Origin of the sequence: Streptomyces sp. NPDC058880 (genome assembly GCF_042742535.1) — a bacterium.
Taxonomy (GTDB): Bacteria; Actinomycetota; Actinomycetes; order Streptomycetales; family Streptomycetaceae; genus Streptomyces.
On record NZ_JBHYMC010000013.1, the window covers coordinates 114,784 to 138,953 of the forward strand.

General features: G+C 72.6%; 20 protein-coding genes and 1 pseudogene. 12 read left to right on the forward strand and 9 right to left on the reverse strand.

Going from position 1 to position 24,170, the window contains the following annotated elements:
- Nucleotides 1-136: 136 nt before the first annotated feature.
- The 3 genes from ACFW2G_RS10825 to ACFW2G_RS10835 form a co-directional block, all read right to left on the reverse strand.
- On the reverse strand, nt 137-601 hold the full coding sequence (locus ACFW2G_RS10825; protein ID WP_037922560.1) for a cyclic nucleotide-binding domain-containing protein: 465 nt from the start codon (nt 599-601) through the stop codon (nt 137-139).
- A 47-nt stretch (nt 602-648) separates the two neighbouring features.
- A complete protein-coding gene (locus ACFW2G_RS10830; protein ID WP_037922562.1) occupies nt 649-1,356 on the reverse strand; it encodes a response regulator transcription factor in 708 nt (235 codons plus the stop codon).
- Between the two features lie 182 nt (nt 1,357-1,538).
- Nucleotides 1,539-3,908: a phosphoketolase gene (locus tag ACFW2G_RS10835; protein WP_384581832.1), complete on the reverse strand. Its 2,370-nt coding sequence runs from the start codon at nt 3,906-3,908 to the stop codon at nt 1,539-1,541.
- 242 nt (nt 3,909-4,150) lie between these two features.
- Between ACFW2G_RS10835 and ACFW2G_RS10840 the strand changes: the two genes are divergently transcribed.
- The 3 genes from ACFW2G_RS10840 to ACFW2G_RS10850 all read left to right on the forward strand — a co-directional run bounded on the left by ACFW2G_RS10840 (nt 4,151) and on the right by ACFW2G_RS10850 (nt 6,106).
- The gene (locus ACFW2G_RS10840) at nt 4,151-5,026 is read left to right on the forward strand and encodes a universal stress protein (protein ID WP_384453922.1); all 876 of its coding nucleotides are present in this window, start codon (nt 4,151-4,153) and stop codon (nt 5,024-5,026) included.
- A gap of 250 nt (nt 5,027-5,276) precedes the next feature.
- Nucleotides 5,277-5,645 carry an STAS domain-containing protein gene (locus ACFW2G_RS10845; RefSeq protein WP_384453925.1) on the forward strand — a complete coding sequence of 123 codons (369 nt, stop codon included), beginning with the start codon at nt 5,277-5,279 and terminating at the stop codon, nt 5,643-5,645.
- 35 nt (nt 5,646-5,680) lie between these two features.
- Nucleotides 5,681-6,106 (forward strand): pyridoxamine 5'-phosphate oxidase family protein, encoded by a 426-nt coding sequence (locus tag ACFW2G_RS10850; RefSeq protein ID WP_384581834.1) that lies wholly within the window; start codon nt 5,681-5,683, stop codon nt 6,104-6,106.
- A 19-nt stretch (nt 6,107-6,125) separates the two neighbouring features.
- Here the strand turns inward: ACFW2G_RS10850 and ACFW2G_RS10855 are convergent, their stop codons facing one another.
- A complete protein-coding gene (locus tag ACFW2G_RS10855) occupies nt 6,126-7,850 on the reverse strand; it encodes a GAF domain-containing protein (protein WP_384453930.1) in 1,725 nt (574 codons plus the stop codon).
- A 206-nt stretch (nt 7,851-8,056) separates the two neighbouring features.
- Nucleotides 8,057-8,425, reverse strand: a pseudogene (locus ACFW2G_RS10860) (VOC family protein); the annotation flags it as partial.
- A 441-nt stretch (nt 8,426-8,866) separates the two neighbouring features.
- Here ACFW2G_RS10860 and ACFW2G_RS10865 point away from each other — a divergent pair.
- The 6 genes from ACFW2G_RS10865 (at nt 8,867) to ACFW2G_RS10890 (ending at nt 15,490) form a co-directional block, all read left to right on the forward strand.
- Entirely contained in the window at nt 8,867-9,298 is a 432-nt protein-coding gene (locus ACFW2G_RS10865; protein ID WP_384581836.1) for a CBS domain-containing protein, read from the forward strand.
- Nucleotides 9,299-9,621: 323 nt separating this feature from the next.
- Nucleotides 9,622-9,792 carry a hypothetical protein gene (locus ACFW2G_RS10870; protein ID WP_384581838.1) on the forward strand — a complete coding sequence of 57 codons (171 nt, stop codon included), beginning with the start codon at nt 9,622-9,624 and terminating at the stop codon, nt 9,790-9,792.
- A 270-nt stretch (nt 9,793-10,062) separates the two neighbouring features.
- Nucleotides 10,063-10,911 carry an MIP/aquaporin family protein gene (locus ACFW2G_RS10875; RefSeq protein ID WP_037922576.1) on the forward strand — a complete coding sequence of 283 codons (849 nt, stop codon included), beginning with the start codon at nt 10,063-10,065 and terminating at the stop codon, nt 10,909-10,911.
- 98 nt (nt 10,912-11,009) lie between these two features.
- Nucleotides 11,010-12,527 (forward strand): glycerol kinase GlpK, encoded by a 1,518-nt coding sequence (glpK, locus tag ACFW2G_RS10880; protein ID WP_384581840.1) that lies wholly within the window; start codon nt 11,010-11,012, stop codon nt 12,525-12,527.
- A 246-nt stretch (nt 12,528-12,773) separates the two neighbouring features.
- Nucleotides 12,774-13,499, forward strand: coding sequence for a sortase domain-bontaining protein (locus tag ACFW2G_RS10885; protein ID WP_384581842.1), 726 nt, complete (start codon nt 12,774-12,776; stop codon nt 13,497-13,499).
- A 296-nt stretch (nt 13,500-13,795) separates the two neighbouring features.
- Nucleotides 13,796-15,490, forward strand: coding sequence for an acetolactate synthase large subunit (locus ACFW2G_RS10890; RefSeq protein WP_384453946.1), 1,695 nt, complete (start codon nt 13,796-13,798; stop codon nt 15,488-15,490).
- 182 nt (nt 15,491-15,672) lie between these two features.
- On the opposite strand, the gene ACFW2G_RS10895 is transcribed toward ACFW2G_RS10890, so the two are convergent.
- Nucleotides 15,673-17,748, reverse strand: a complete 2,076-nt coding sequence (locus ACFW2G_RS10895; RefSeq protein WP_384581844.1) for a SpoIIE family protein phosphatase — start codon at nt 17,746-17,748, stop codon at nt 15,673-15,675.
- A gap of 249 nt (nt 17,749-17,997) precedes the next feature.
- Here ACFW2G_RS10895 and ACFW2G_RS10900 point away from each other — a divergent pair, with 249 nt between their 5' ends.
- The 3 genes from ACFW2G_RS10900 (at nt 17,998) to ACFW2G_RS10910 (ending at nt 21,656) form a co-directional block, all read left to right on the forward strand.
- Nucleotides 17,998-18,537, forward strand: a complete 540-nt coding sequence (locus tag ACFW2G_RS10900) for a hypothetical protein (RefSeq protein ID WP_384453953.1) — start codon at nt 17,998-18,000, stop codon at nt 18,535-18,537.
- A 235-nt stretch (nt 18,538-18,772) separates the two neighbouring features.
- On the forward strand, nt 18,773-19,987 hold the full coding sequence (locus ACFW2G_RS10905) for a cytochrome P450 (protein ID WP_384581846.1): 1,215 nt from the start codon (nt 18,773-18,775) through the stop codon (nt 19,985-19,987).
- A 163-nt stretch (nt 19,988-20,150) separates the two neighbouring features.
- A complete protein-coding gene (locus ACFW2G_RS10910; RefSeq protein WP_384581848.1) occupies nt 20,151-21,656 on the forward strand; it encodes a SpoIIE family protein phosphatase in 1,506 nt (501 codons plus the stop codon).
- 71 nt (nt 21,657-21,727) lie between these two features.
- Here ACFW2G_RS10910 and ACFW2G_RS10915 read toward each other — a convergent pair whose 3' ends face one another.
- The 3 genes from ACFW2G_RS10915 to ACFW2G_RS10925 form a co-directional block, all read right to left on the reverse strand.
- The gene (locus tag ACFW2G_RS10915; protein ID WP_384453962.1) at nt 21,728-22,609 is read right to left on the reverse strand and encodes a polysaccharide deacetylase family protein; all 882 of its coding nucleotides are present in this window, start codon (nt 22,607-22,609) and stop codon (nt 21,728-21,730) included.
- A 151-nt stretch (nt 22,610-22,760) separates the two neighbouring features.
- Nucleotides 22,761-23,234 (reverse strand): DUF2809 domain-containing protein, encoded by a 474-nt coding sequence (locus tag ACFW2G_RS10920; RefSeq protein ID WP_384581850.1) that lies wholly within the window; start codon nt 23,232-23,234, stop codon nt 22,761-22,763.
- 173 nt (nt 23,235-23,407) lie between these two features.
- Nucleotides 23,408-23,749 carry a hypothetical protein gene (locus tag ACFW2G_RS10925; RefSeq protein ID WP_037922594.1) on the reverse strand — a complete coding sequence of 114 codons (342 nt, stop codon included), beginning with the start codon at nt 23,747-23,749 and terminating at the stop codon, nt 23,408-23,410.
- Nucleotides 23,750-24,170 lie beyond the last annotated feature (421 nt).

Here is a 24,170-nt window from a genome sequence, read left to right on the forward strand (position 1 = left end):
CGGCGGTGTTGCGCCGCCCCACCGGCCCCCCCGGGGCGCCCTATGCCCAATCGCCACCCTCGGGGGCGCCCCCCCCCCGCCGCACGCCCCCCCCGCCTCCGGGCGCGGTCCGCACGGAGGAGGTCCTCTGCCACGGTCACAGGTAGCTGCCGCTTCCGTACGGCGCGTAGAGGTCGAGCAGGCGCACTCGGGCTGCCTGCAGCCGGTGGGCGAGCACCTGTCCGACCCAGTGACCGAGGGCCGCGCCGAACGCGGTGTCGGCTTCCATCAGCTCGCGGACGCGCACGGCGTCGAACTCGTGGGCGCGTACCGGTGTCATGGCCTCCGCGCCCAAACGCCAGGTGTACGGTGCGAACAGCCACGAGCAGCCGACCAGCTCACCGGCGCCGAGCCGCTCGATGACCGCCGCGCGTCGGCCCGGCACATGGACGTCGAGGGTCACCGTGCCCGACCGGACGATCCAGAACCGGTCGGCGCGACCGCCCTCGCGGAACAGATGCGCGCCCTCGTCGAAGTTGACCTCACCGGCCATCTCCATCAGGCGGTTGCGGCAGTCGGCCGGCAGCGCCGCGTTGAAGCGGATCGAAGAGGTGGAATCCATCGGAACGGCCTCCTGGTTCAGGTCATGCTCGACGCCCGACCGGCAGCTCAGTGCCTCGGCGCGGCCTCGCCGCCGGTCCCCTGGTCGTGGACGTGCGCGGCGATGACGGCTGCCTGTACCCGCCGTTCGACGCCCAGCTTTCCCAGCAGCCGCGAGATGTGGTTCTTGACGGTCTTCTCCGAGAGGTAGAGCCGCTTCGCGATCTGGCGGTTGGTGAGGCCGTCCCCGATCAGTTCGAGTACGGCCCGTTCCCGCTCGGAGAGCGCCGCCAGGCGGGTGTCCTCGGGTGTCCCGACCGGCTCCGGGGCACGGAGGGAGCGCATCAGGCGTGCGGTCGTCGCAGGGTCGAGCATGGACTGCCCGGTGGCGACCGTGCGCACCGCGGAGACCAGGTCGGTCCCCTTGATCTGCTTCAGCACGTACCCGGCGGCCCCTGCCATGATCGCGTCCAGCAGGGCGTCCTCGTCGTCGAACGACGTCAGCATCAGGCAGGCCAGGCCGGGCATCCGGGAACGCAGCTCCCGGCAGACCGCGATCCCGTCGCCGTCGGGCAGCCGGACGTCGAGGACGGCCACGTCCGGGCGGAGCGCCGGCCCCCTGGCCAGGGCCTGGCCGGCCGTCGCCGCCTCGCCCACGACGGTGATGTCGGCCTCGGCGTCGAGCAGGTCGCGCAGCCCCCGCCGCACCACCTCGTGGTCGTCGAGGAGGAACACCTTGATGGGAGCCTCCGCGGAGGCTCCCGGTACGTTGGACATGATCGCCGCCTGCTCCGGGTGACGCCGTAGGTGCTGGTGCGCTTCCACCGGAATTGTCTCAGGAGGGGGCCGGGCCCACCCGCCGGTAGATCCCCCCGACCGCCTCCGTCACGCAGGGCGACCGCCGGGGAGGTCGGGGATGCACGGGATGCCGGGGCGTGCCGGGGCGGTAGGGCGCCCGTTCAGCACGGCCAGGACCAGTCCGCCACCTCAGGCAGGTCCGTGCCGTGCGCGCGGATCCAGTCGTGGTGGCGGACGCGCTGGTCGGCCATGGCGCGGCGCAGCCCTCCGGCGCGCTCCGCGAGGCCGGGGACGCGGTCGATGACGTCCATGACCAACCGGTAGCGGTCCATGTCGTTGCGGACGACCATGTCGAAGGGGGTGGTCGTGGTCCCGGACTCCTTGTACCCGCGCACGTGCAGCCGGGCGTGGCCCGTCCGGCGGTAGGCCAGGCGGTGGATGAGCCACGGGTACCCGTGGTAGGCGAAGATCACCGGGCTGTCGGTCGTGAAGAGGGCGTCGTACTCGGCGTCCGTCATGCCGTGCGGGTGTTCCTCGTGGGGCATCAGACGGGCGATGTCGACGACGTTGACGACGCGCACGGCCAGCGAGGGGAGGTGCTCGCGGAGCAGGGCCGCGGCCGCCAGCACTTCCATGGTGGGCACGTCGCCCGCGCAGGCGAGGACGACGTCCGGATCGCCGGAGCCCTGGTCGGTGCCGGCCCAGTCCCAGACGCCGGCGCCGCGCGCCACGTGCTCACGGGCCGCGTCGATCGGGAGCCAGTCGAAGCAGGGCTGCTTGCCCGCGACGATCACGTTCACCCGGTCGCGGCTGCGCAGGGCGTGATCGGCCACGGCGAGCAGGGTGTTGGCGTCCGGCGGCAGGTAGACCCGCACGACCTCCGGGCTCTTGTTGAGGACGTGGTCGACGAAGCCGGGGTCCTGGTGCGAGAAGCCGTTGTTGTCCTGACGCCAGACGTGCGAGGTGAGCAGGTAGTTCAGGGAGGCGACGGGCTCGCGCCAGGACAGCTCGCGCGCGGTCTTCAGCCACTTGATGTGCTGGCCGGCCATGGACGCCACGATGTGCGCGAAGGCCTCGTACGTGGAGAACAGGCCGTGGCGGCCGGTCAGCAGGTAGCCCTCCAGCCAGCCCTGGCAGACGTGTTCGGAAAGGATCTCCATGACCCTGCCGTCGCGCGACAGGTTCCGGTCGGTGGCCTCCGTGATGCCCTGCCAGGCCTTGCCGGTGGCCTCGTACAGGCCGTCCAACCGGTTGGAAGCGGTCTCGTCCGGGCCGACGACCCTGAAGTCCCTCCGCCCCGCGGTGTCCCGCATGATCTGTGTCAGGAAGCTCCCCAGGACGCGGGTCGGCTCGTGCAGGCCGCGCCCCGGCTTGGGGACGGGGACGGCGTGCGCGTCCAGCGAGGGGAGCGGGAGCGGCCGCAGCAGGCGGCCCCCGTTCGCGCAAGGCGTCGCCCCGAGGCGGAGTCCGCCGTCCGGGACCCACGCCAGGATCTGCGCCGTCGGACGTCCGCGGGAGTCGAAGAGCTCCTCGGGTCGGTACGAGTGGAGCCAGGCCTCCAGCTGTCGCAGGTGCTCGGGATTCTCGCGGACCCCGGCCAGCGGGACCTGGTGGGCACGCCAGGTGCCCTCGACCGGCTCACCGTCCACGGTCGCCGGTCCGGTCCAGCCCTTGGGCGTGCGCAGCACGATCATCGGCCAGCGGGTGTACTCGCGGCCCGGATCGGCGCCCGCCGTCCTGGCCTCCCGCTGGATGGCCGCGATCCGGTCCAGGGCGTGGTCCATCGCGCGGGCCATGGCCTGGTGCACCAGGGCGGGCTCGCTGCCGGTCACGTACAGGGGTTCGTGCCCGTAACCGCGCAACAGCGCGTCGAGCTCGGCCTCGGGGATCCGTGACAGCACGGTCGGGTTGGCGATCTTGTAGCCGTTGAGGTGCAGGACGGGCAGGACCGCGCCGTCGTGGACCGGATCGAGGAACTTGTTCGAGTGCCAGGACGCGGCCAGTGGCCCGGTCTCCGCCTCGCCGTCGCCGATGACGCAGGCGACCAGCAGACCGGGGTGGTCGAACGCGGCCCCGTAGGCGTGGGAGAGGGCGTAGCCGAGTTCACCGCCCTCGTGGACGGACCCGGGCGTCTCCGGAGCCACATGGCTCGGCACCCCGCCGGGGAAGGAGAACTGCCGGAACAGCCGGGCCATGCCGTCGGCGTCCCGCGCCACGTCCGGGTAGACCTCGCTGTACGTCCCCTCCAGCCAGGAGTTGGCCAGGACGGCCGGTCCGCCGTGCCCGGGGCCCCAGACGCAGAGCGCCTGTAGGGACCGCTCCCTGATCACGCGGTTGAGGTGGGTGTACACCAGGTTCAGACCGGGCGAGGTGCCCCAGTGGCCGAGCAGCCGCGGCTTGATGTGCTCCGGCCGCAGCGGCTGGGCCAGCAGGGGATTGCCCATGAGGTAGATCTGGCCGGCGGCCAGGTAGTTCGCGGCGCGCCAGTGGGCGTCCAGCTCCGAGATCGATTGCGCGGTCAACGCGGTCATGTCCGCTCCTGCGTGCCGGGGTCCGGGGCGTTCGTCGACTGAGCCGATGCCGACAGCCTGCGCCCGTGCGCGGGCGGCCCGCAGGGGAGGACCGTCCCTCGGTGAGGGCCGGTCGGCCCTTCCGTGCGCCTGCCCGTCCCGGGCACGGTGAATGGCGCGGCGGCCGGTCCTTCCCCCGGCCGGCGCGACCCATCCCTGCGGGAGATACCGACGCCCCGCGCGTCAGTACGGAGGACAGACCTGTGAAGCGAACCCTCGTCGTCGGAGTGGACGGCTCGGCGGAGAGCAGGGCCGCTGCCGACTGGGCCGCGCGGGAAGCCGTGCTCCGCAATCTGCACGTGCACGTGGTCCACGCCTGGCTGTGGCAGCCGCTCGCCGTACCGGTCGTCCAGGACCGCGCGACCGAGGCCCGCCGGGCCCAGGAGATCCTGGAGGAGACCGAGGCCGAGCTCACCCGTCGCCACCCCGGGGTCGCGCTCACCGCGGAGGTGGTGCCGGACGTTCCGGTGCCGGCCCTGCTGCGCGCCGCCAAGGGGGCGGAGATGCTGGTGCTCGGCTCCCGTGGGTACGGCGCCGTGGCCGGCTTCCTGCTCGGCTCGTACGGGCAGCAGCTGATCGCCGCCGCCGAGTGCCCCGTCGTCTCCGTCCGGGCTGGGCGGGACGGGCCGGTCCCGGCGGCCGGCGGGGGAGAGGTGGTCGTCGGCCAGCAGGGCGGCGTGGAGGAGTCCGCCGAGGTGCTGCGCTTCGCCTTCGAGGAGGCCGCGGCCCGCAAGGTGCCGCTCCGGGCCGTCCGGGCCTGGAGCCTGCCCCCGATCTACGGCTACAGCCCCGGGTCGATGTGGATCGCCGACCAGCTCGGCGGCCTGGCGCCGTACGAGCAGGAAGCGCTGGAGCAGGCCCTGGAGCAGTGGCGGGCCCGGTATCCCGAGGTGCAGGTGGTCGAGCACGTCGAGCAGGGGAGCGCGGGCCACGCGCTGCTGTCCGCCGCTTCGGACGCAGGGCTGCTGGTCGTCGGCCGGCGGGTCCGCGAGTCGGCGCTCGGGGCGCGCATCGGTTCGGTGGCCCACGCCGTGCTGCACCACGCGGTCTGCCCCGTGGCCGTCGTCCCGCACCGCTGACGCTCCACGGCCGGCTTCCGCGCCCCTGCCACGACGCGACTCCTTCGGCCGGGTCCGTCGCGGACGCACGCCCACCGGCCTTCCGCAGCCCGGCCGGCCGGTCGGACAGGACCCGATCGGCCCGCACGGGAGGGCCGCTCCGGGGCGGGTACCGGCCGGCCCTTCGGACAGGGACCTTCGGCCCTGTCCGAAGGGCCTGCCGGGCCTTTTCCGGGGCCGGCCGCACGAGGTGCACTGAGGGCGCACGGCAATGGCGCGACTCGACGGAGCCGCACGCAGCGCGGAGGACGACATGAGGACCGCCCTGATCGACCTGAGGACCGTGGCACGCGACGATCGCGGCCTGAGAATAGCCCTGGCCGGGGAGCTCGACTTCTTCACCGTGGAGCACGTGGCGCCGCGCCTGCGCGAACTCGCCGGCTCCGGCCACCGCAACCTGATCCTGGACCTGCGCGGCCTCTCCTTCTGCGACAGTGCGGGCATCGCCTTCTTCACCCGACTGGAACGTCACTCCCGCGAGGCGGGAACCCGGCTCCTCCTGTGCGACGTGCCACCCCAGGTGATCAAGTCCATGCGGGTGCTCGCCGCCGACCGCGACCTGAACCTCGTCGTCTCGTGATCACGCAGCCGCCCCGGTCCGCGGACCCGCGACGGATGCGGGAGCTGGACAGGGCCGAGGCACTGGGACTCCTCGCCACGGTGTCGCTGGGACGCATCGTCTTCACCCGGCACGCGCTGCCCGCCGTTCGGCCGGTGAACCACCTCGTCGACGGCGAGGACATCGTCGTCCGCATTCACGGAGGCGGGGCGCTCGGCTCGCTGGCGGCACCGACCGAGGCCCCTGGGGTGGTCGTGGCCTACGAAGCGGACGTCATCGACCCCGACACCCACCTCGGCTGGAGCGTCGTCGTCACCGGCTACGCGCGCCCGGTGGCCGATGCCGCCGACGCCGACCGGTACGCGGACCTGCTGCGCCCCTGGGTCGGAACGCCCATGACCGGTGCCCTGCGGATCCACCCGGACCTCGTCACCGGGTTCCGGCTGGAGGAGGCGGCACCGCACCCCGCGCCGGGGGCCTGAAGCCGACCCGTCCCCGCGCTCAGCTCCCGCCGGGCAGCGGTGCCCGCCACACCAGCCGGCTGCCGCCCTCCTGCGGGTTCTCCACGGTGAAGGACCCGCCGACGGCCCGGGCCCGCTCGTCGAGGTTGCGCAGACCGCTCCGGCGGCCCTGCGCCGGAATGCCGGTGCCGTTGTCCGTGACGGCCAGCACGACTTCGCCGCTCCCCGCCCTGAGGCTCACGCCGACCCGGGTGGCCCGCGCGTGGCGGGCGGCATTGCTGAGGAGTTCCCCCAGGACCGCCATGATGTGGTCGGCGATCTGGGCCGGTACGTCGGTGTCGAGCAGGCCCTCCATGCTCAGGCGCGGCGGATGGCCGAGCGGGGTGGCGGCTTCGCCGACGGCACGGGCCGCCCGCGCCCGCAGGCCCGGGCCGTTCTCACGGTCCTTGGTACGCAGTCCGAAGATCGTCGATCGGATGATCTTGATGGTTTCGTCCAGGTCGTCGACCGCCCGGCCGACCCGCTCGGCGGCTCCTTCGTGCTCGACGAGCCGGGCCGCGCTCTGCAAGGTCATCCCGGTGGCGAAGAGACGCTGGATGGCCAGGTCGTGCAGGTCGCGGGCGATCCGGTCACGCTCCTCCAGCAGCGCTATCTGCTCGGCGTCCCGGCGCCGCTCCGCCAGCTCCAGGGCGAGCGCCGCCTGACCAGCGAAGGCCACCAGCGGCTCCAGCTCGCCCTCGCCGAACGCCGGTTCGCCCGCCGCGCGCGCGAGCAGCAGCACGCCCCGGCTCTCCCCGCCCGCCGTGCTCAACGGGACGGCGACGGCCGGCCCCAGCCCCGCCCGCTGCCGGACCTGGGCCTCGGCCGGGTAGTGCGCGTCGTCCGCCCCCGTCATGGCCGTGACGGGTCGGCCCGCCCGGTACGCGGCTCCCGAGAGCGTCTCGGCGAAGGGGACGACGAGTCCCTGCCGTTCCGGTCCGTCCGCGCCGGCAGCGAACTCCACGACCAGGCCGTCCACTCCGGCCACCGGCATGGCGATGTCCGCCAGGCGCGCCGCGGTGATCTCCTGGGCCCGGCGGGCGATGAGTTCCAGCACCGTCGGGCGCGAACAGCCGGACAGCAGGCTCTCGGTGATCTCCGCGTTGGCCCTGAGCCATCGCTGCTGGCGCTGCGACCCCTCGTACAGTCGCGCGTTGTCGATCGCGACACCCGCCGCCACCGACAGGGTGGAGATCACGGCCTCGTCCTCGGTGTCGAAGTCCAACCCGCCCCGCTTGTCGGTGAGGTACAGGTTGCCGAACACCTCGTCGCGGACCCGGATCGGCACACCCAGGAACGTACGCATCGGCGGGTGATGGGCCGGGAAGCCGTACGACGAGTGGTGCGCGCCCAGGTTGGTGAGCCGCAGGGGCTCCGGATGGTGGATGACCTCCCCGAGCAGGCCGTGGCCGGCGGGCAGCGGCCCGATCCGTGCGATCTCCTCATCGGTGAGCCCGACAGTCAGGAACCGGGCGAGCGTGCGACCGTCGGGGCCGATCACGCCCAGCGCCCCGTACTCGGCGTCCACGAGCAGGGCGGCCGCCTCCACGATCCGCCGGAGCACCTGGGCGAGATCGAGCTCCCGGCCGACCGAGACCACGGCCTCGAGCAGGCTGTGCACCCGGTCGCGGGTGCCGCGAACGGCGTCGATGCGCGCCTGGAGTTCGTCCAGCAGCTCGTCCAGCCGCATCCGCGGTACCTGCGTCAACGGATTGCCCGTACCCACGTGTTTCTCCTCCGCCCAACGACCGGTCCTCGCCCGGGCAAGCGTATCGACCCGTCAGGGCCGGAAAGGACGATCCCGCAGGACATCGTCGCCCGTCGGCCTGAAACGGGTCAGGTTCCGACTCCGCATCCGGCTCCGGCGCCGGGGCGGGCCGCCGGGGCCCCCGCGCCGGGTACGGACGGGTCTGCGCCCTGGGCATCGGCGCGCGCCCGGTCGGAGTCGCTGCGCAGGACGCAGAACTCGTTGCCCTCGGGATCGGCGAGAACGGCCCAACCGGACCCGTCGGGGTTGCGGTGGTCGGAGACGAAGGTGGCGCCGAGACCGAGCAGCCGCTCCACCTCATCGTCACGCGTGGTTTCCGGGCGCAGGCACAGGTGGATCCGGTTCTTGACCGTCTTGTGTTCGGGCACTTGGTTGAAGTAGAGCACCGGCCCCTCCGCCAGCAGCACCATCGTTTCCCGGTCGCCCGGTTTGGCGTCCGGATGCATCGGGCAGCCCGTCGCACCGCTCCAGAACCGGGCCAACGCGTAGGCGTCCGCACAGTCGACCGCCACGTTCTGCACTATCGAGACCATGCGCGAGATCCTTCCCGATCTTGACCCCGAGTACCAGCGGTGTGCGGGAACAACGAGAGGCCGCTGACCGTTTGTCTTGATGCGGGGCGCAGGAGGACGAAGCCCCCGGGCCCGGTGCGGTGCCCGCGTCGCCGCCGCCGGGAGGTCACACGGGGTCCTTCCCGCTCCCGCTCGTGAACGCCCTGGCCCGCCTTCCCCCCCGGCCGGCTGGGGCCGCCCCGATCGGCCATCCCCCCCCCGGCCGGTCGGGGCCCTCGTGCCCGCGCCGCCCGGCAGGGCGGAGCCCCACCCGTTGCGGGCAGCGGCGCCCGCCCGGACGGCGCCACCGCCGGATACTGGAACCGGCCAGGCCGGGCCCACGGGCCTACCTCGCCGGTGGCGGGGTAGGCGCCGCGCAGCAGGTGCCGTGTCCCACGGCGGCTACGACCTTCGGGAGGACCGATGACCCGACGAGTGCACGAGGTGATGACGCGCAACCCGGTGGCCGTGGAGCGCCTGACCTCACTGGCGGAAGCGGCGCGGGTGATGCGGGACGCGGGCATCGGGGACGTGCTGGTCGTCGACCAGGGCCGGCTCTGCGGCATCGTCACGGACCGCGATCTCGTCGTCCGCGGGATGGCGGAGGACCGTGACCCCGCGGAGACGACCGTGCACGCGCTCTGCAGCACCGAACCCCTGACCGTCGGGCCCGACGACCACGTCGACGAGGCCGTCGACCTCATGCGCCGGCACGCGCTGCGGCGCCTGCCCGTGCGCGACGCCGGGGGTGAGCTCGTCGGCATCGTCACCCTGGGCGACCTGGAGGTGGAGCGGGACCCCGGCTCGCCCCTCGCCTCCATCGCGGCTGCCGAGGAGGCGGCCCGCGACCGGTGACGGCCGCGACGGACTCCGCCCGCCCGGTGCCCATCGGATCGCAGGGACGTCGAACGGAGCCGAACGGAGCCCGACGGGCCGCGTGGCGGCCTCGCCTCCGGTCGTCCCGCGGTCGGCCGCGTCGTCCTCTACAGGGTCGAACACCGGGCGCGGCGGCTTCACATGGGTGCCCCGGGCCGGTTCCCGGCCCCGCCGACCGGAGGCGCAGCGTGCGTGCGCACTGCGACCCGTAGACCACATGGTGCGGAAAGTAACCGGCTGTGTCAGCGTGGTGGAGAGGAATCCTCGGAATCCTCCGTCCCCGTCAGAAGGAGTCTGCCGTCATGGGCGGAATGAAGGACAAGCACCGGGAGCCGGGCAAGGGCCGCGAGGACAAGCAGCGCCCGCTGCCGCCCGGACTGGACCCGGTCCATCCCGAGCCCCGCCAACCGTCGCGTCGGCCGGGCCGTCAGGGCGCGCCCCGTGCGAAGGGCCCGCACGCAGACGGCTTCTGACCGGAGCGGCCGGGCGTCCGGGATTCGGGGCAACACCCCACGCACGCAGGGCCCGGCCGGAGCCGCAGTCGCCCCGGCCGGGCCCTGTCCCATCCGAGGCGGCTCCGCCCGAAGGGCGGCGGAACGAGGGAGGACCGACGTACCCGCAGCGGGGCGAGAGCGCCGCGCAGGACCTGCCGTCCTTCGCGCGGGACCGTCCCGTACTGCGGTCAGACAGAGGACTCGGGGCAGTTCGAAGCCGGCCTTCGGCCCGGCGGGAAGCGGGCATCCATGACGGAGCGCCTCCATAGATCGGGTCTGGTCGGCGAACTCTTCGCCGAATTCGCCGGCACCATGATCCTTATCCTCTTCGGTTGCGGTGTGGTGGCCCAAGTGGTCGCGGGCGGGGCCCTCACGGACCCCGCGGGCGGTCTCGGGAACCACGACAGCATCGCCTGGGCCTGGGGCCTCGGCGTGACCCTGGGCGTCTACGTCGCGGCCAGGTTGAGCGGTGCTCACATCAACCCCGCGGTGACGGTCGCACTGGCCGCGTTCAAGGGCTTCCCGTGGAAGAAGGTGGCCCCCTACGCAGTGGCCCAGGTGGCCGGAGCCTTCGTGGGGGCCCTGATCGTCCGCTGGAACTACAGCGAGGCGTTGGCCAAGGCCGACCCCGGTCACACCATCAAGACGCAGGGGGTCTTCTCCACGCTCCCGGCGAACGGCAACACGAACCTGCCGGTGACCGAGTGGGGTGCGCTGCGCGACCAGATCATCGGGACCGCCATCCTCCTCTTCCTGGTGCTGGCCATCACGGACATGCTCGGTACGCCCCCCGGCGCCAACCTCGCCCCGTTCATCGTCGGCCTGATCGTGGTGGCGATCGGCATGGCGTGGGGCACCAACGCCGGCTACGCGATCAACCCGGCCCGTGACTTCGGCCCCCGCCTGGCGAGCTTCCTCACCGGCTACGGCGGGGCATGGCGAGATCAGTACGGCCATCTCTACTTCTGGGTCCCGATCATCGGCCCCTTCATCGGGGGCGTGCTCGGAGCGGCTCTCTACAAGCTCCTCGTCGGCCGGTTCCTGCCGGACGCCGAACCCGAGCCCCCCGGACGGGTACCGGTCCCGGACGAGAGCTGAACCGCACAGAGCTGCCCGCACCCGGGACGGACGCGCATCGGCGCTCCGTCCCGGGCGCCGGCCCCATTCACGGCATTCCCCAGAGGAGGCGGCATCCCATGGCTGACTTCGTCGGCGCAGTGGACCAGGGCACCACCAGCACCCGATTCATGATCTTCGACCATGCCGGCAACGAGGTGGCCAGGCACCAACTGGAGCACAACCAGATCCTGCCGCGCTCGGGATGGGTCGAACACGACCCGGTGGAGATCTGGGAGCGCACCAACTCGGTGATCCAGAACGCCCTCCGGCACGGCAACCTCGACGCCTCCGACCTCGCGGCCGTGGGCATCACCAACCAGCGCGAGACCACCGTCGTCTGGGACCCCCGCACCGGGCGCCCGTACTACAACGCGATCGTCTGGCAGGACACCCGTACCGACTCCATCGCTGCGGCGCTGGAGCGCGGCGGCCAGGGCGAGGTCATCCGCCGCAAGGCGGGGCTGCCCCCGGCCACCTACTTCTCCGGCGGCAAGATCCAGTGGATCCTGGAGAACGTCGACGGCGTGCGGGAGGCCGCCGAGAAGGGGCACGCCCTCTTCGGCAACACCGACTGCTGGGTGCTGTGGAACCTCACCGGAGGCCCCGACGGCGGCGTCCACGCCACCGATGTCACCAACGCCAGCCGCACCATGCTGATGGACCTGGAGACCCTCGACTGGGACGACGAACTGCTGGGGTTCTTCGGCATTCCCCGGTCCATGCTGCCCACGATCAACCCGTCGTCCCATCCCGAGGCGTACGGACGGACCCGCACGTCGCGGCCGTTGCGGGAGGCCATCCCCATCACGGGCGTGCTCGGTGACCAGCAGGCGGCCACCGTGGGCCAGGTCTGCTTCGCGCCCGGCGAGGCGAAGAACACCTACGGAACCGGCAACTTCCTGGTCCTCAACACCGGCACCGAGCTCGTCCGCTCGCGGCACGGCCTCCTCACCACCGTGGCCTACCAGTTCGGCGACAGCCCCGCGGTCTACGCCCTCGAAGGCTCCATCGCGGTCACCGGCTCCGCCGTGCAGTGGCTGCGCGACCAGCTGAAGATCATCACTGACGCTGCCGAGACCGAACGCCTGGCCCGTACGGTCGAGGACAGTGGGGGCATCTACTTCGTTCCGGCCTTCTCCGGACTGTTCGCCCCGTACTGGCGCTCCGACGCCCGCGGCGCCATCGTCGGCCTCGCCCGCTACCACGACAGCGGCCACTTGGCGCGGGCCACCCTGGAGGCCATCTGCTACCAGAGCCGCGACGTCGTGGAGGCCATGGAGCAGGACTCGGGTGTGCACCTCGACGTGCTCAAGGTAGACGGCGGCGTCACCGCCAACGACCTGTGCATGCAGACGCAGTCCGACGTCCTCGGCGTACCGGTCAGCCGCCCCGTCGTCGCCGAGACCACCGCGCTGGGCGCCGCCTACGCGGCCGGCCTCGCCACCGGCTTCTGGCGGGACACGGACGAACTGCGCACCCACTGGCAGGAGTCCAAGCGCTGGGAGCCCCAGTGGTCCGAGGAGCGGCGCGCCGAAGGGTACGAGGGCTGGAAGAGGGCAGTGGAACGCACGCTCGACTGGGCCAAGGTCGAGTAACCGCCCGTCCGCGCCCCCTGGCCGGCGGCACTCGCCACCTGGCGCAGACGGGATGACCGCCGGCCTCTCGCATTCTCCGCCGCGCCGAGGGCCTGCCTCCCCCTCTCGGAACCGGCCGTTCGGAGACGGGGAGGCAGGTCACAGACCTGGACCCTTATGGACTTCTTGCTCCGTATGTCACCCTGACCGTCAACCGGGTCACCCACCTGCCGCTCGGCCCGGGCGACGACCCCCACGGATGCACCCATGCCCCTGCCGTTCCCGTCCCGAGCCGTCCCCGCCGTACTGGCCGGTTCCGTGACCGCCCTGCTGGCGGCCTGCGGGCCCTCGGTCGCCGCCGGACCCGCGGCGGGGCCGCGGACGACGCAGGTGCCCACCACGGCCCCGGCCACCGGTCCGGCGTCCGCCGGGGCCGTCGAGCCCGCGGCCACGCCCGCGCGGGATCCGGTCGATCTCCGCACCCGGGAGTCGAACCTGTCCATACCCTCCGCGGGGGTCATCGGGCTCCGCGTGGTCCCGTACGAGGGCACCACCGACGACCGGCCCGGAACCCTCATCCAGGACCGCGGGATCGCAGCCAGCCCGTACGGGGAGCGGGGTGGGGTGGGACCCGGCCAGGTGGGGAACTTCCTGGTCACCGCGCACCGGCTGTCGGCCGGCGGCCCGCTGCGGGACCTGCCCGCCGTCGGCGTGGGCGACCCGGTCGTCGTGACCGCGGACGGGGCCGAGTACACCTACGAGATCATCGCCACCCGCAGGACGTCCTTCCGGTCGCAGCGCTCGCTCGACGAACAGCGCGCGCCGGTCCCCGGGGCACCCGGCGCGGCCCCCACCCAGGCCATGATCACGATCTCGACCTGCGCCACACCGGAGGACCACGCCGAGGGCAACTTCTGGAGCGACGCCCAGGGCAACCCCGAGCACCGCATCGACAAGATCGGAGTGCTGCGCCGGACAGCGACCTCGACCTAGGGTTCGACACGGAAGTGGATCGTGTTCGTTCCCGATCATGTCTTGCGGGACGTGGGGATCTGACGAACGGGCGGCGTGTCCCCGGCTGGAGTCGCTGCCGCCGCGCGGCAGCAGGCCGGTTCGACCGGATGCGACGGGACGCGGGGTGCCGTCGCCGCCCTCGCCGGTCGCGATCTCGTACGGGTTGGTGGTGGCCCCGTGCCCATCCCGGTGCCGGCGGCGGCGAGGAGTGTGGTGATGCCCCGGTCGGCGGCCGAAGAGTGGCCGGGGGAGTGGGGCGTGCCTAGGTTCGTCGCATGGATACCGAGGGCGCGGCGACCGAGTCGCGGAAGACGACAGCGGTGGAGGACGTCGCGCATCACTTGGTGCGCTGTCTGCGGGCGGAGGGCGTCGAGTACGTCTTCGGGATCCCGGGGGAGGAGAACATCCGCTTCGTCGACGCGCTGAACGACTCCGGAATCCGCTACATCCTGGTGCGCCACGAACAGGCCGCCTCGTTCATGGCGGAGATCTACGGACGGCTGACCGGCCGGGCCGGCGTGTGTTCGGCGACCCTGGGGCCCGGCGCGATCAACCTGCTGCTCGGCACCGCGGACGCCACGACCAACAGCGCGCCGCTGGTGGCGCTGGCCGCCCAGGGTTCCCTGCGCCGCATCCACAAGGAGTCCCACCAGGTCATCGACCTTGTGTCGATGTTCGCTCCCGTCACCCTGTGGTCGGCCCGCATCGAGTGTCCGGACGCGGTGCCGGAAATGATGCGCAAGGCGTTCAAGACCGCTCAGAGCGAGCGTCCCGGTGCCGTGTTCCTGGCGGTGCCGGAGGACATCGAAGCGGACCGTCCCGTCGAGACCCTGGGCTCCTTGCAGATCGATACGGTGCGCGCCGATGCGCCGTCACCCTCCCAGATCGCACGAGCGGTCGAGGTTCTCAGCACGGCCCGGAATCCCATTGTCCTGGCCGGCCACGGCGCCGCGAGAGCCGGGGCCTCGGCCGCCCTGCTGCGGTTCGCCGAGCGGCTGAACATCCCGGTCGCGACCACCTTTCACGGCAAGGGCGTCTTCCCCGACGACCACCCCAACGCCCTCGGCGCGGTCGGCTTCATGCGCCATGACTACGGCAACTTCGGTTTCGACGCGGCCGATGTGCTGCTCTGCGTCGGCTACGAGGTCCAGGAGTTCGACCCTGCCAAGATCAACCCGAACGGCGACAAGCGCATCGTGCACCTGCACCGCTTCCCGGCCGAGGTGGACGCCCACTACCCGGTCGCCGTCGGCGTCGAGGGGGATCTCTCGCAGGCGCTGGACGCCCTCGCGGCAGCACTGCCCGACGGCCTCGCCTACGACGCGTCGAGCAGCACGAAGATTCGTTCGCTGCTCGACGAAGAACTTCGGTACGGACGCGACAACGAGGCCTTCCCCCTGGTGCCGCAGCGCGTGGTGGCGGACGTCCGCACGGCGCTGGACCGCCACGACATCGTGCTCGCCGACACCGGCGCCGGGAAGATGTGGATGTCCCGGCTCTACCCGACCTACGAACCGAACACCTGCCTGGTCTCCAACGGACTGTCCACCATGGGATTCGCGCTGCCGGGCGCCATCGCCGCCCAACTGGCCCGGCCGGACCGACGCGTCCTGGCCATGATGGGCGACGGCTCCTTCCTGATGAACTCCCAGGAACTGGAGACCGCCGTCCGCGAACGCGTCCCCCTGGTCGTCCTGGTCCTCGTGGACGAGGAGTACGGCCTGATCACCTGGAAGATGGAACTGGAGCTCGGCCGCCACAGCCACACCCGGTTCACCAATCCGGACCTGGTCGCCTACGCCGAGAGCTTCGGCGCACGCGGCTACCGGGTCGAGTCCGCAGACCAACTGCTGCCCACGCTGCGCCGCGCCCTGGACGACGACGGCGTTTCCGTGATCGCCTGCCCCGTCGACTACTCCGAGAACCTGCGCCTGACCGACCGGCTCGGCACCCTCAGCGGCCCGTTCTGAGATGCCGGGAAAGCAATCTCAGCGTCTTCCGAGCACATCGGGGGCCGGTTCGCGTTGCGAGCCCGGGCCCGGTCGCGGACGGCATCGGTGCGACGTCGGTTTAGGTCCCGAGCTGACGGATGTCGCGCGGGGGCACTCGGGCGGGCCGGACCGGGCGGCGTCCGACCGGGCGGGAGATTGATCTAGTAGGGAGTGGCGCGGCGGATGCGGGCTAGTACCAGGACCGTGTCGTCGGTCGGCTCGGCGGGCAGCAGGCTCGCGATGATCCGGTCGGCGGCCTCCTCCAGCGGCCCGTTGACCGTGCGCAGCTGCTCCCGCAGGGCGTCCAGACCGGCCCCGATGTCCTGGCCCCGCGCTTCGATGAGGCCGTCGGTGTAGAGGGCGAGCACCGCTCCCTCCGGCAGGTCGATCGCCGACGAACGGAAGGCGACGCCCCCCACCCCCAGCGGGATTCCCAGGCCCTCGCCGATGGTCTGGACGGTGCCGTCGGGGTGGCGCAGCAGTGGTGGCGGATGGCCCGCGTTCGCGATGCGGGCGCGGCCGGTGTGCGGGTCGTAGACCAGGTAGAGGCACGTGGCCAGCTGGATGCCGGAGTCCTGCGCGCACGCGTCGAGTTCGGCGAGCAGTGCCTCGGGTGTGCGGCTGTGGGCGGCCACCGCCTTGGCCGTGATGCGTAGTCGGCCCATCGACGCGGCGGCTGGAATCCCGTGCCCCATGACGTCCCCGACGACGAGCGCGACCTGGTCGCCGGGCAGGTTGATCACGTCGTACCAGTCGCCGCCGACCTCGGTGATCCTGCTGCCCGGGAGGTAGCGGTGGGCGACGCTCACGTGCGTGCCGGATGCCACGGCGCTGGGCAGCAGGGCGCGCTGGAGGGTCAGCGCGATGTCCTGGACCCGGCCGTACAGGCGGGCGTTGTCCAGGCACAGGGCGGCGCGCGAGGCCAGTTCGCCGGCGAGGGTCACGTCCTGTTCGGTGAAGGCCGGGCGGTCGACGGACCGGCCGAACATGGCGATGCCCTGGACCGTGCCCCGGGCGACGAGGGGGGCGAGGACGATGCCGCCCAGGCCGCTGTCGAGCAGCAGCCGGGCCCGGTCCCGGTGGGCGGCCGTGCGGGTCGCGAACGCCTCCTCGACCACGACCGACAGCGGGCGGCCGCTGCTCAGCATCTGGTGGATGCCCGATCCCGGCGGGTACGTCACCCGCTCCAGGCCGCCGACCAGCTCGGGGGCGGGCGGCGGCAGGACCGTGCCACCGGCGATCCGGCGAGTGGTCAGGGGCAGAGCCGGGTCGAACCGCTCGTCCTCGTACATCCACTCGACCATTTCCACGACGGCGCCATCGCAGAAGTCGGGCATCACGGCGTCGACCAGTTCGCGGGCCGTGACCTCCAGATCCAGGGTGGTTCCGACCTGGGCCGACGCCCGGTCCAGGAGGTCGAGCCGCTGGCGGGCGGCTGTCGCTTCGAGCAGCGCCCTCTCCCGGTCGGTCACGTCGACGAGCAGTCCGCCCAGGCCGGTCCGGGTGTCCCCCGCCCCGCTCAGTGGGAAGAAGCTCACGGAACGGACCTGGTCCCGGTCGGGCCGGCCCGGCGTGCGCAGTCCCACGAGCGCACCCACCAGAGGGTCCCCTTTCTCGGCCACGGCCCGGAGGCTGCGTTCGTATTCGCCCCCGTCGGACGTGATCATGATGTCGGTCATGCGCCGCCCGAGGTGCTCGCCCACGGGAAGTCCGTCCATGTCGGCCAGCACCTGGTTGAGGTGGACGTACCGGAGCTCGTCGTCGAGCATGACCAGGCCGATCGGACAGGTCTCGAAGAGCGCGTCGAGGAAGACGAGGTTCGTCTTGACCCGGTCGAGCTCATCGCCCCTGCTGGCCAGACCCATGACGACCGAGTCGTCCCCGGTCCCGGTCACCGGGAACACCCGGAAGCCGCAGTCGAAGACGCCGCTGTCGCGGTGCCGGGCGGGCATCCGGACCCGCCAGTAGCCGAGGCTGCGGCCGCGCTCCACCAGCCGCGCGGCCCCGCCGGGGCGTCCCGGGACCGGGTCGGGGAAGAGGAGCGAGGCCGGCCGGGACAGCACCTCTTCGGCCGGGTATCCGAACAGGTGGCGTGCGCCGGGGCCCCAGTAGCGGACGCGCTCCTGGTCGTCCAGACCGAACACGGCCACCGACACGTGCTCCAGCAGCGACCCCGGCTCGGACCGGATCGGACCGGGGGCGTCGGCATGCTCACCCCCTGGCCGGTCCGATGGCATCGGAGGTCCCCCTTCGATCGAGGTCTCTCCTCATTGTGCCCGTCATCGGGGAGGCGGACCTCATGGGTCGTCCCGCCCCGGCGCCCGCGCCGTACCGACCGGTAATTCAAGCCAATTATTGCCATGCACCTGACAGGCTCCTGACACTTCGAGGTGGCTGTGGGACGCTCCCGGCACGCACTCCGCACCCCCCTGAGAGGCCCAGAGCCTCGCCCACCCCCACCAGCACGTGGCATGGAGGAGCGACCCATGAGGCACACCACGCCCATCTCCCGCACCACACGACTCGCCCGTGTCGTCGGAATCGCGGCACTCGTCCTCGCGGCGGGTTCGTCCGGTACCGGTACCGCCCTTGCCTACGGCTCCGCCGCCCCGGCGGCCGACCAGAAGGCCGACGGCGTGATGGTCGTCGCCGGCAACAGCTGTGGCTGGACGAACGCGAGCACCAGCGCCGCCGCCCCGAACGCCCTCACCGTCGACCGCACCACGATCAACGCGCCGGGCGGCAACCTCGCCTGCGGTGGCGGTATCGCCGCCACCCTCAACAACAACCCCGCCTTCACGTTCGACGACGCAGCCGGCACGGCCCGGACCGATCTGATCGACATCACCGGCAAGCAGAGCTTCATCTCCTGCCGGTACAAGGCCACGAACATCGTGTGGGACCGTGACGGCACCAGCCGGAAGTACGTCAACCGGGCCTTCACCGCGACCAAGGCCTCAGGCAGCTTCCTGTGCCCGGGCTCGGTGTCCACGCCGAGCGGGGATGCGTCCATGCTGTTCCACTGAGCCGGTCGCTCCACTGAGCCGGTCGTTCCGGTGAGTCGGCCGGGCTCCCTGGCCCACTGGGCGACATGCCCGCGCCCGGTCCGCCTCCGCGTCCCGCACTCGGGGGCGGACCCGTCCCCGGCGCTCCGGAAGGCGCCGGGGAGTTCGTCCACGACCAGAACCACCGGTACCAGGCGCGCGTGGCCCGGGCCGGCCGCCGGGACGGCCGGTTGCTCCACCGTCCTAAGGTGGCCCCATGGATCTTCAGGGCGAACTGCTAGAGCACCCCCACTCCGTCTATGCCCGGCTGCGTGACACCGTGCCGGTCTGCCGCATCACCGGCACCGACGGCACCCCGGCATGGCTGGTCACGCGGTACGACGACGTACGCGCAGCGCTCGCCGATCCCCGGATGTCCCTGGACAAGTCCCGTGCGGGAGAAGGCGGTTACCGGGGGCTGTCGCTGCCGCCGGCCCTGGACGCCAACCTGCTCAACATGGACCCGCCCGACCACACCCGCATCCGCAGACTGGTGAGCCGCGCCTTCACCCCGCGCCGCACCGAGCAACTCCGCACCCCCATCCGCGCGACTGCGGACCGCCTCCTCGACGCCCTCGGCGAGGCCGGGACCGCGGACCTGGTGGCCGCCTACGCCGCACCGCTGCCCATCGTCGTCATCTGCGACCTGCTGGGCGTCCCGGAGGACCGCCGCCTCGACTTCCGCACCTGGACGGACGCACTCATCGCCCCGGACCCCGAGCGGCCCCGGGCCGCCGGCGAAGCCGTGGTAGCGATGCTCGGCTTCTTCACCGAGCTCATGGCGCACAAGCGCAGCAGCCCCGGCGACGACCTCCTTTCCGACCTGATAGCCGTCCGGGACGGCAACGGCAACGGCAACGGCGACGGCGAGGGCGACCGGCTCAGCGAGGACGAGTTGATGTCGCTCGCCTTCCTCATCCTCTTCGCCGGGTACGAGAACACCGTCCAGCTCATCGGCAACGCGATCCACACGCTCCTGGAGCACCCCGAACAACTCGCGCGCCTCCGCGACGACCCGTCAGGCCTGCCGGCTGCCGTCGAGGAGATCGCCCGCTACGAGGGACCGGCACCCCTCGCCATCCGACGCTTCCCGACGGAAGACCTCACGATCGCGGGGGTCACCGTCCCGGCGGGGGAGACCGTCCTGCTCTCGCTCTCCGCGGCCAACCGCGACCCGGACCGCTTCCCGCGCCCCGACCTCCTCGACCTGGACCGCGACACCTCGGGTCACCTCGCGCTGGGTCACGGCATCCACTACTGCCTCGGCGCCCCCCTGGCCCGAGCCGAGACCGAGATCGCCCTGACCGCCCTCCTGGAGCGCTACCCCGTGCTCGAAGCCGCGGCTTCCGCTCCGCGCTGGCGGCCCTCCCTGCGCGCCCGCGGCCTGACGGAACTCCCGGTCCGCTATGACACGGAGCCCGCCCGGAGCTGAACCCTGCCGCATCAGAGCCGATGCGGTGGCCGGTGGTGACGCACGGTTGGCGCTGGGCCGTCCGGCGGGGTCCAGGCGTGTACGCGTGTCGCGCGGAGAGGGACGATGAGAGGGCTGGGAGGGTAGGGCGGCAGTCCGCGGCGGCCGGAAGGAGGGCTCGCAGATGGGAGCGATCGAGCCCTCGCACGGCGATCCCGACGGGGGGCGGCCCGCCGAGTCCGGACCGGGCGGCCTGCTCGACGTGCTACGCGTGGCCGCCGTGCTGCTGGATGCCGACGGCCGGATCGATCTCTGGAGCCCGCAGGCGGAGGAACTGTTCGGCTACACCGCCGACGAGGCGCTCGGGGAGTACGCGGGCCGCCTGCTGCTCCACGAGGAGCACCTTCCGGTCGTCCTGGACATGTTCGCCGAGGTCATGCAGGACGGGGTCAGCTGGGTCGGCGTCTTCCCCGTCCGGCACAAGGACGGCAGCACGCGCATGGTCGAATTCCGCAACATGCGGCTGCTGGACTCCCAGCAGGAGTACTACGCCCTGGGCCTGGCCGCCGACCAGGCGACGGTCCGGCAGGTCGAACGGGACCTGGCGCTGTCCGCCCGCCTCGTCGACCAGTCGCCGGTCGGGCTCGGCGTCCTCGACACCGACCTTCGCTACGTCTCGGTCAACCCGGCGGAGGAAGCCCTCAACGGGGTGCCCGCCGCGGAGCACATCGGCCGGCACGTCCACGAGGTGCTGCCGGCCGTGGACCCGTCCTTCGAGGCCGCGATGCGCGAGGTCCTGGCCACTGGTGTTCCCATCGTGGACCAGTACACCGTCGGCCGGACCCCGGCGGACCCGGACCACGACCACGCCTGGTCGATCTCGTTCTACCGGCTCGAAGCACCCAACGGGACCGTGCTGGGGGTGGCGACCGCCAGCGTGGACGTCACCGAGCGGCACCGGGCCGTCGAAGAACAACGCCACACCGCGCTCACTCTCCAGCGCAGCCTGCTGCCGCGCACCCCGCCGCGGCGGCCGGGCCTGGAAGTCGCCACCCGCTACCGTCCCGCCCAGGCCACCATGGAGATCGGCGGCGACTGGTTCGACGTGATCCCGCTGAGCGGCGACAAGACCGCCCTCGTCGTCGGCGACGTGATGGGCAGCGGAGTCGGGGCCGCGGCCAGCATGGGCCAGCTGCGCACCGCCACCCGGACACTGGCCGATCTCGACCTCGACCCCGCACAGGTCCTGCACCACCTCGACCACGTCACCGAGGGCCTGGAAACCATCGCGACCTGCGTCTACGCCGTCTACGATCCCTGCGCGGCGCAGTGCCACCTCGCCCTGGCCGGGCACCTGCCACCGGTCCTGCTGCGCCAGGACGGTACGCGTGAGCTCCTCGACCTGCCCACCGGTGCCCCGCTCGGCGGTGTGGGGGTCGCCTTCCGCACCGTGAGTGTCCCGGTCGGGGCGGGCGACCAGCTGGTCCTCTACACCGACGGCCTCGTCGAGACCCGCGACGACCCGATCGACAAGCGCCTGGACGTTCTCCTCGAAGCCCTCGACGACCCCGGCCGCCCGCTGGACGAGACCTGCGACCTGCTGCTGGACACCATGCGCCATCCGGGAGTCCACGACGATGTGGCCCTCCTGATCGCCCGGGCCAGTCCGGGCCCCGGACGCCCCGGCTAGGATCCCGCGGATCGGCGGCGCGCCGATGCCGCGGCCGTATCCCCGCCTGCCACCGCCCGCCGGTCGACTGGCTACGGGGTGGTGCGCGCGGGGAAGGTGAAGTGGTAGCCCTGCGCGGTGAGCCAGGGCAGGTACTGCCCCAGCGCGGCGACTGTTTCGCTGCGGTCGCCGCCCCCGTCGTGGAACAAGACGGTCGGCTGCTGCGGGAGATCGCTCTCGACCGCGGAGATGATCGCGGGCAGGCCCGGACGGCTCCAGTCCTTGGGGTCCACGCTCCAGCCCAGCGGCCGCATCCCGCTCGCCGCGGCGATCGCCCGGCTGTCGGGGGTGAACGCGCCGCCCGGTGCCCGGTAGTAGCCGACCGGGACCCCGGGAGCGGCCTTCTCGATCATGGCCTTGCCCTCGAGGATCTGCTGCTTCTGGTAGGCGACCGGCTTGTGGTCCATGGTCACGTCGTGGTCGACGGAGTGGTTACACAGGCGGTGCCCCTCGGCGGCGACCGAGCGCACAAGCTCCGGATACTTCTGAGCCTTGGTCCCGATCATGCAGAAGGTGGCCTTGACGTGGTTCTTCCGCAGGACCTCCAGGACCTGGGGGGTCCAGCGGGGGTCGGGGCCGTCGTCGATGGTGATCGCGACATCCCGTCCCGGGCCCTGGGCCAGCCGGGAGATCGCCAGAGGTATCCCCGAGGCGCTTCGGGCGGGCCCCGGCTTGCCGGCCGTCGACGCGGAACCGGCGGAATCCTTGGCGGCCGGCTTCTCGGGGGCGGAGGCGGGCTTCCCGGCAGAGCCGCGCGCGGCCTCCCTCGCGGGGCCGGCCGCGGGCTGGTCCGCCGAGCCGTCCGCGGCGGCGAGGGCCGGGGCGGCGGATACGGCCAGGATGCCGAGGACGGTCGCGGCGGCTGCGGATCCCGCCCGCCGGACGCGGCGGGCGGAACTGCTCGTGATGCCCATGGAGGCGCTCTTCCTTTGCGTTCGGCCCCCCGAAATCGCGTTGCGGATCCAGGCTAGGTCATCCATCCGGGAGCCCTTCTGGGCCGATCCGCCGCATCCACACCCGGTACGACGTGCCAGAACGGGACCTGCCGGACCCCGGGGCGGCCCGTCAGCTGTGAGGAGTCTCACCGGCCGGCGGGGCCCCTGCCGTGACGCGGCGGCGCCGGCCGCTCGCCGTGTGCAGCAGCAGCCAGCCGCCCGCCGCGCCGACCGCATACCAGAACAGATCCGGAGCGTTGAAGGTGGAACCGAGGACCATACGGGCGGCGGCACTCTCACGGGACAGCTCCGCCGGCACGGAACTGAGCTGGAGGAACTCGACGGCCCAGCTCACCGCCAGTGCCGTGCCGGCGGCCCGCAGGGGCGTCCACCGGGGCGCGACCAGCACGACGAGGGCCAGCAACAGGACGGTGTACAGCGCGTCCCCGCCGTACTTGGCCACGCTTCCGGCCGCGAAGGCCCGCAGCCCGAGCCCCGCGCCGACCGTCACCGCCGCGGATCCGGCCGCCGCCAGCCGGATCCGTACGAGTCGGGCGGGGGCGGAGGGGGCCGTATGGTCACCGGTTCCGGGCACGAGGGTCACCGGGCCATCCTGCCGGATCCGGGTGTCCGCCCCCGACTCGGGCGACGTGCCGATGCCGCACGCTCGCGGCGCGGGACGGACAGCCGGCCGTTGCCGCCTTCGGCGCGACCTGCCCGCACGGCGGACCGAAGGCGTCCGGCGGTGGGCGACGCGCCCCGGGGGACCGACGGGGGTCAGTCCAGCGGCTGCTCGACGGTGCTCGTGCCGCTGCCCTCCTGGGATTCCCAGGACCAGCTCTCCTGCATGCGCAGGCGGCCGTCGGGGAGTTCGGTCACGAGCGAGGTGCAGCGCCCGGACGCGGTCGTGCCGTCCGGGCGGAGTTGGACGTAGCGGAAGTCGACCGTGTCGCCCGCCCGGGTGCCGATCAGGTGCCCCTTGACTACGTCTCCGCCCTGGTAGTCGGCCCAGACGAGACCGTCGCGTTCGTGGTATTCGAACCGGGTCAGGCGCCCGACCTGGCCGGGCGCCTGGTCTGCCACGGGAACGAAGACGAGGCCGTCGAGCGAGCGTGTCATGCATGACTCCCGGAGGAAGATGGCCCGGGGCCGTCCCGGTCCACAGGAGGAAACGGGCCGCCGCGGGTGGTCGTGGTGGGGGCGAGGGACCGGAACGGGCCACCCGCGGAAGGTGGACGGCCCCGTGCCCCAGGACGCCGCGCCGCGACGAACGAACCGCACGAGTCGCCCCCGGGGAACGCGCGGTCCGCGACAGCGTACGCCCACGAGCCACGAGCCACGAGGGTGTCGCACCACCGGACCGCGGCCGCACCGGGGGCTGTTGAGGCGCCCGCGGGCGAGGTAGCGGCCGAGGGCGCCGGGGCCCGCGGATCCGGCTGGGACGACGCCCCGTCACCGGCTCGGGCGGCGTGTGGTCCATGGCTGCCGGAAGCCTGGTGGGCAGGCCGTGTCGCCGAGGGGTCGAGGAGGGGGTCGGGCC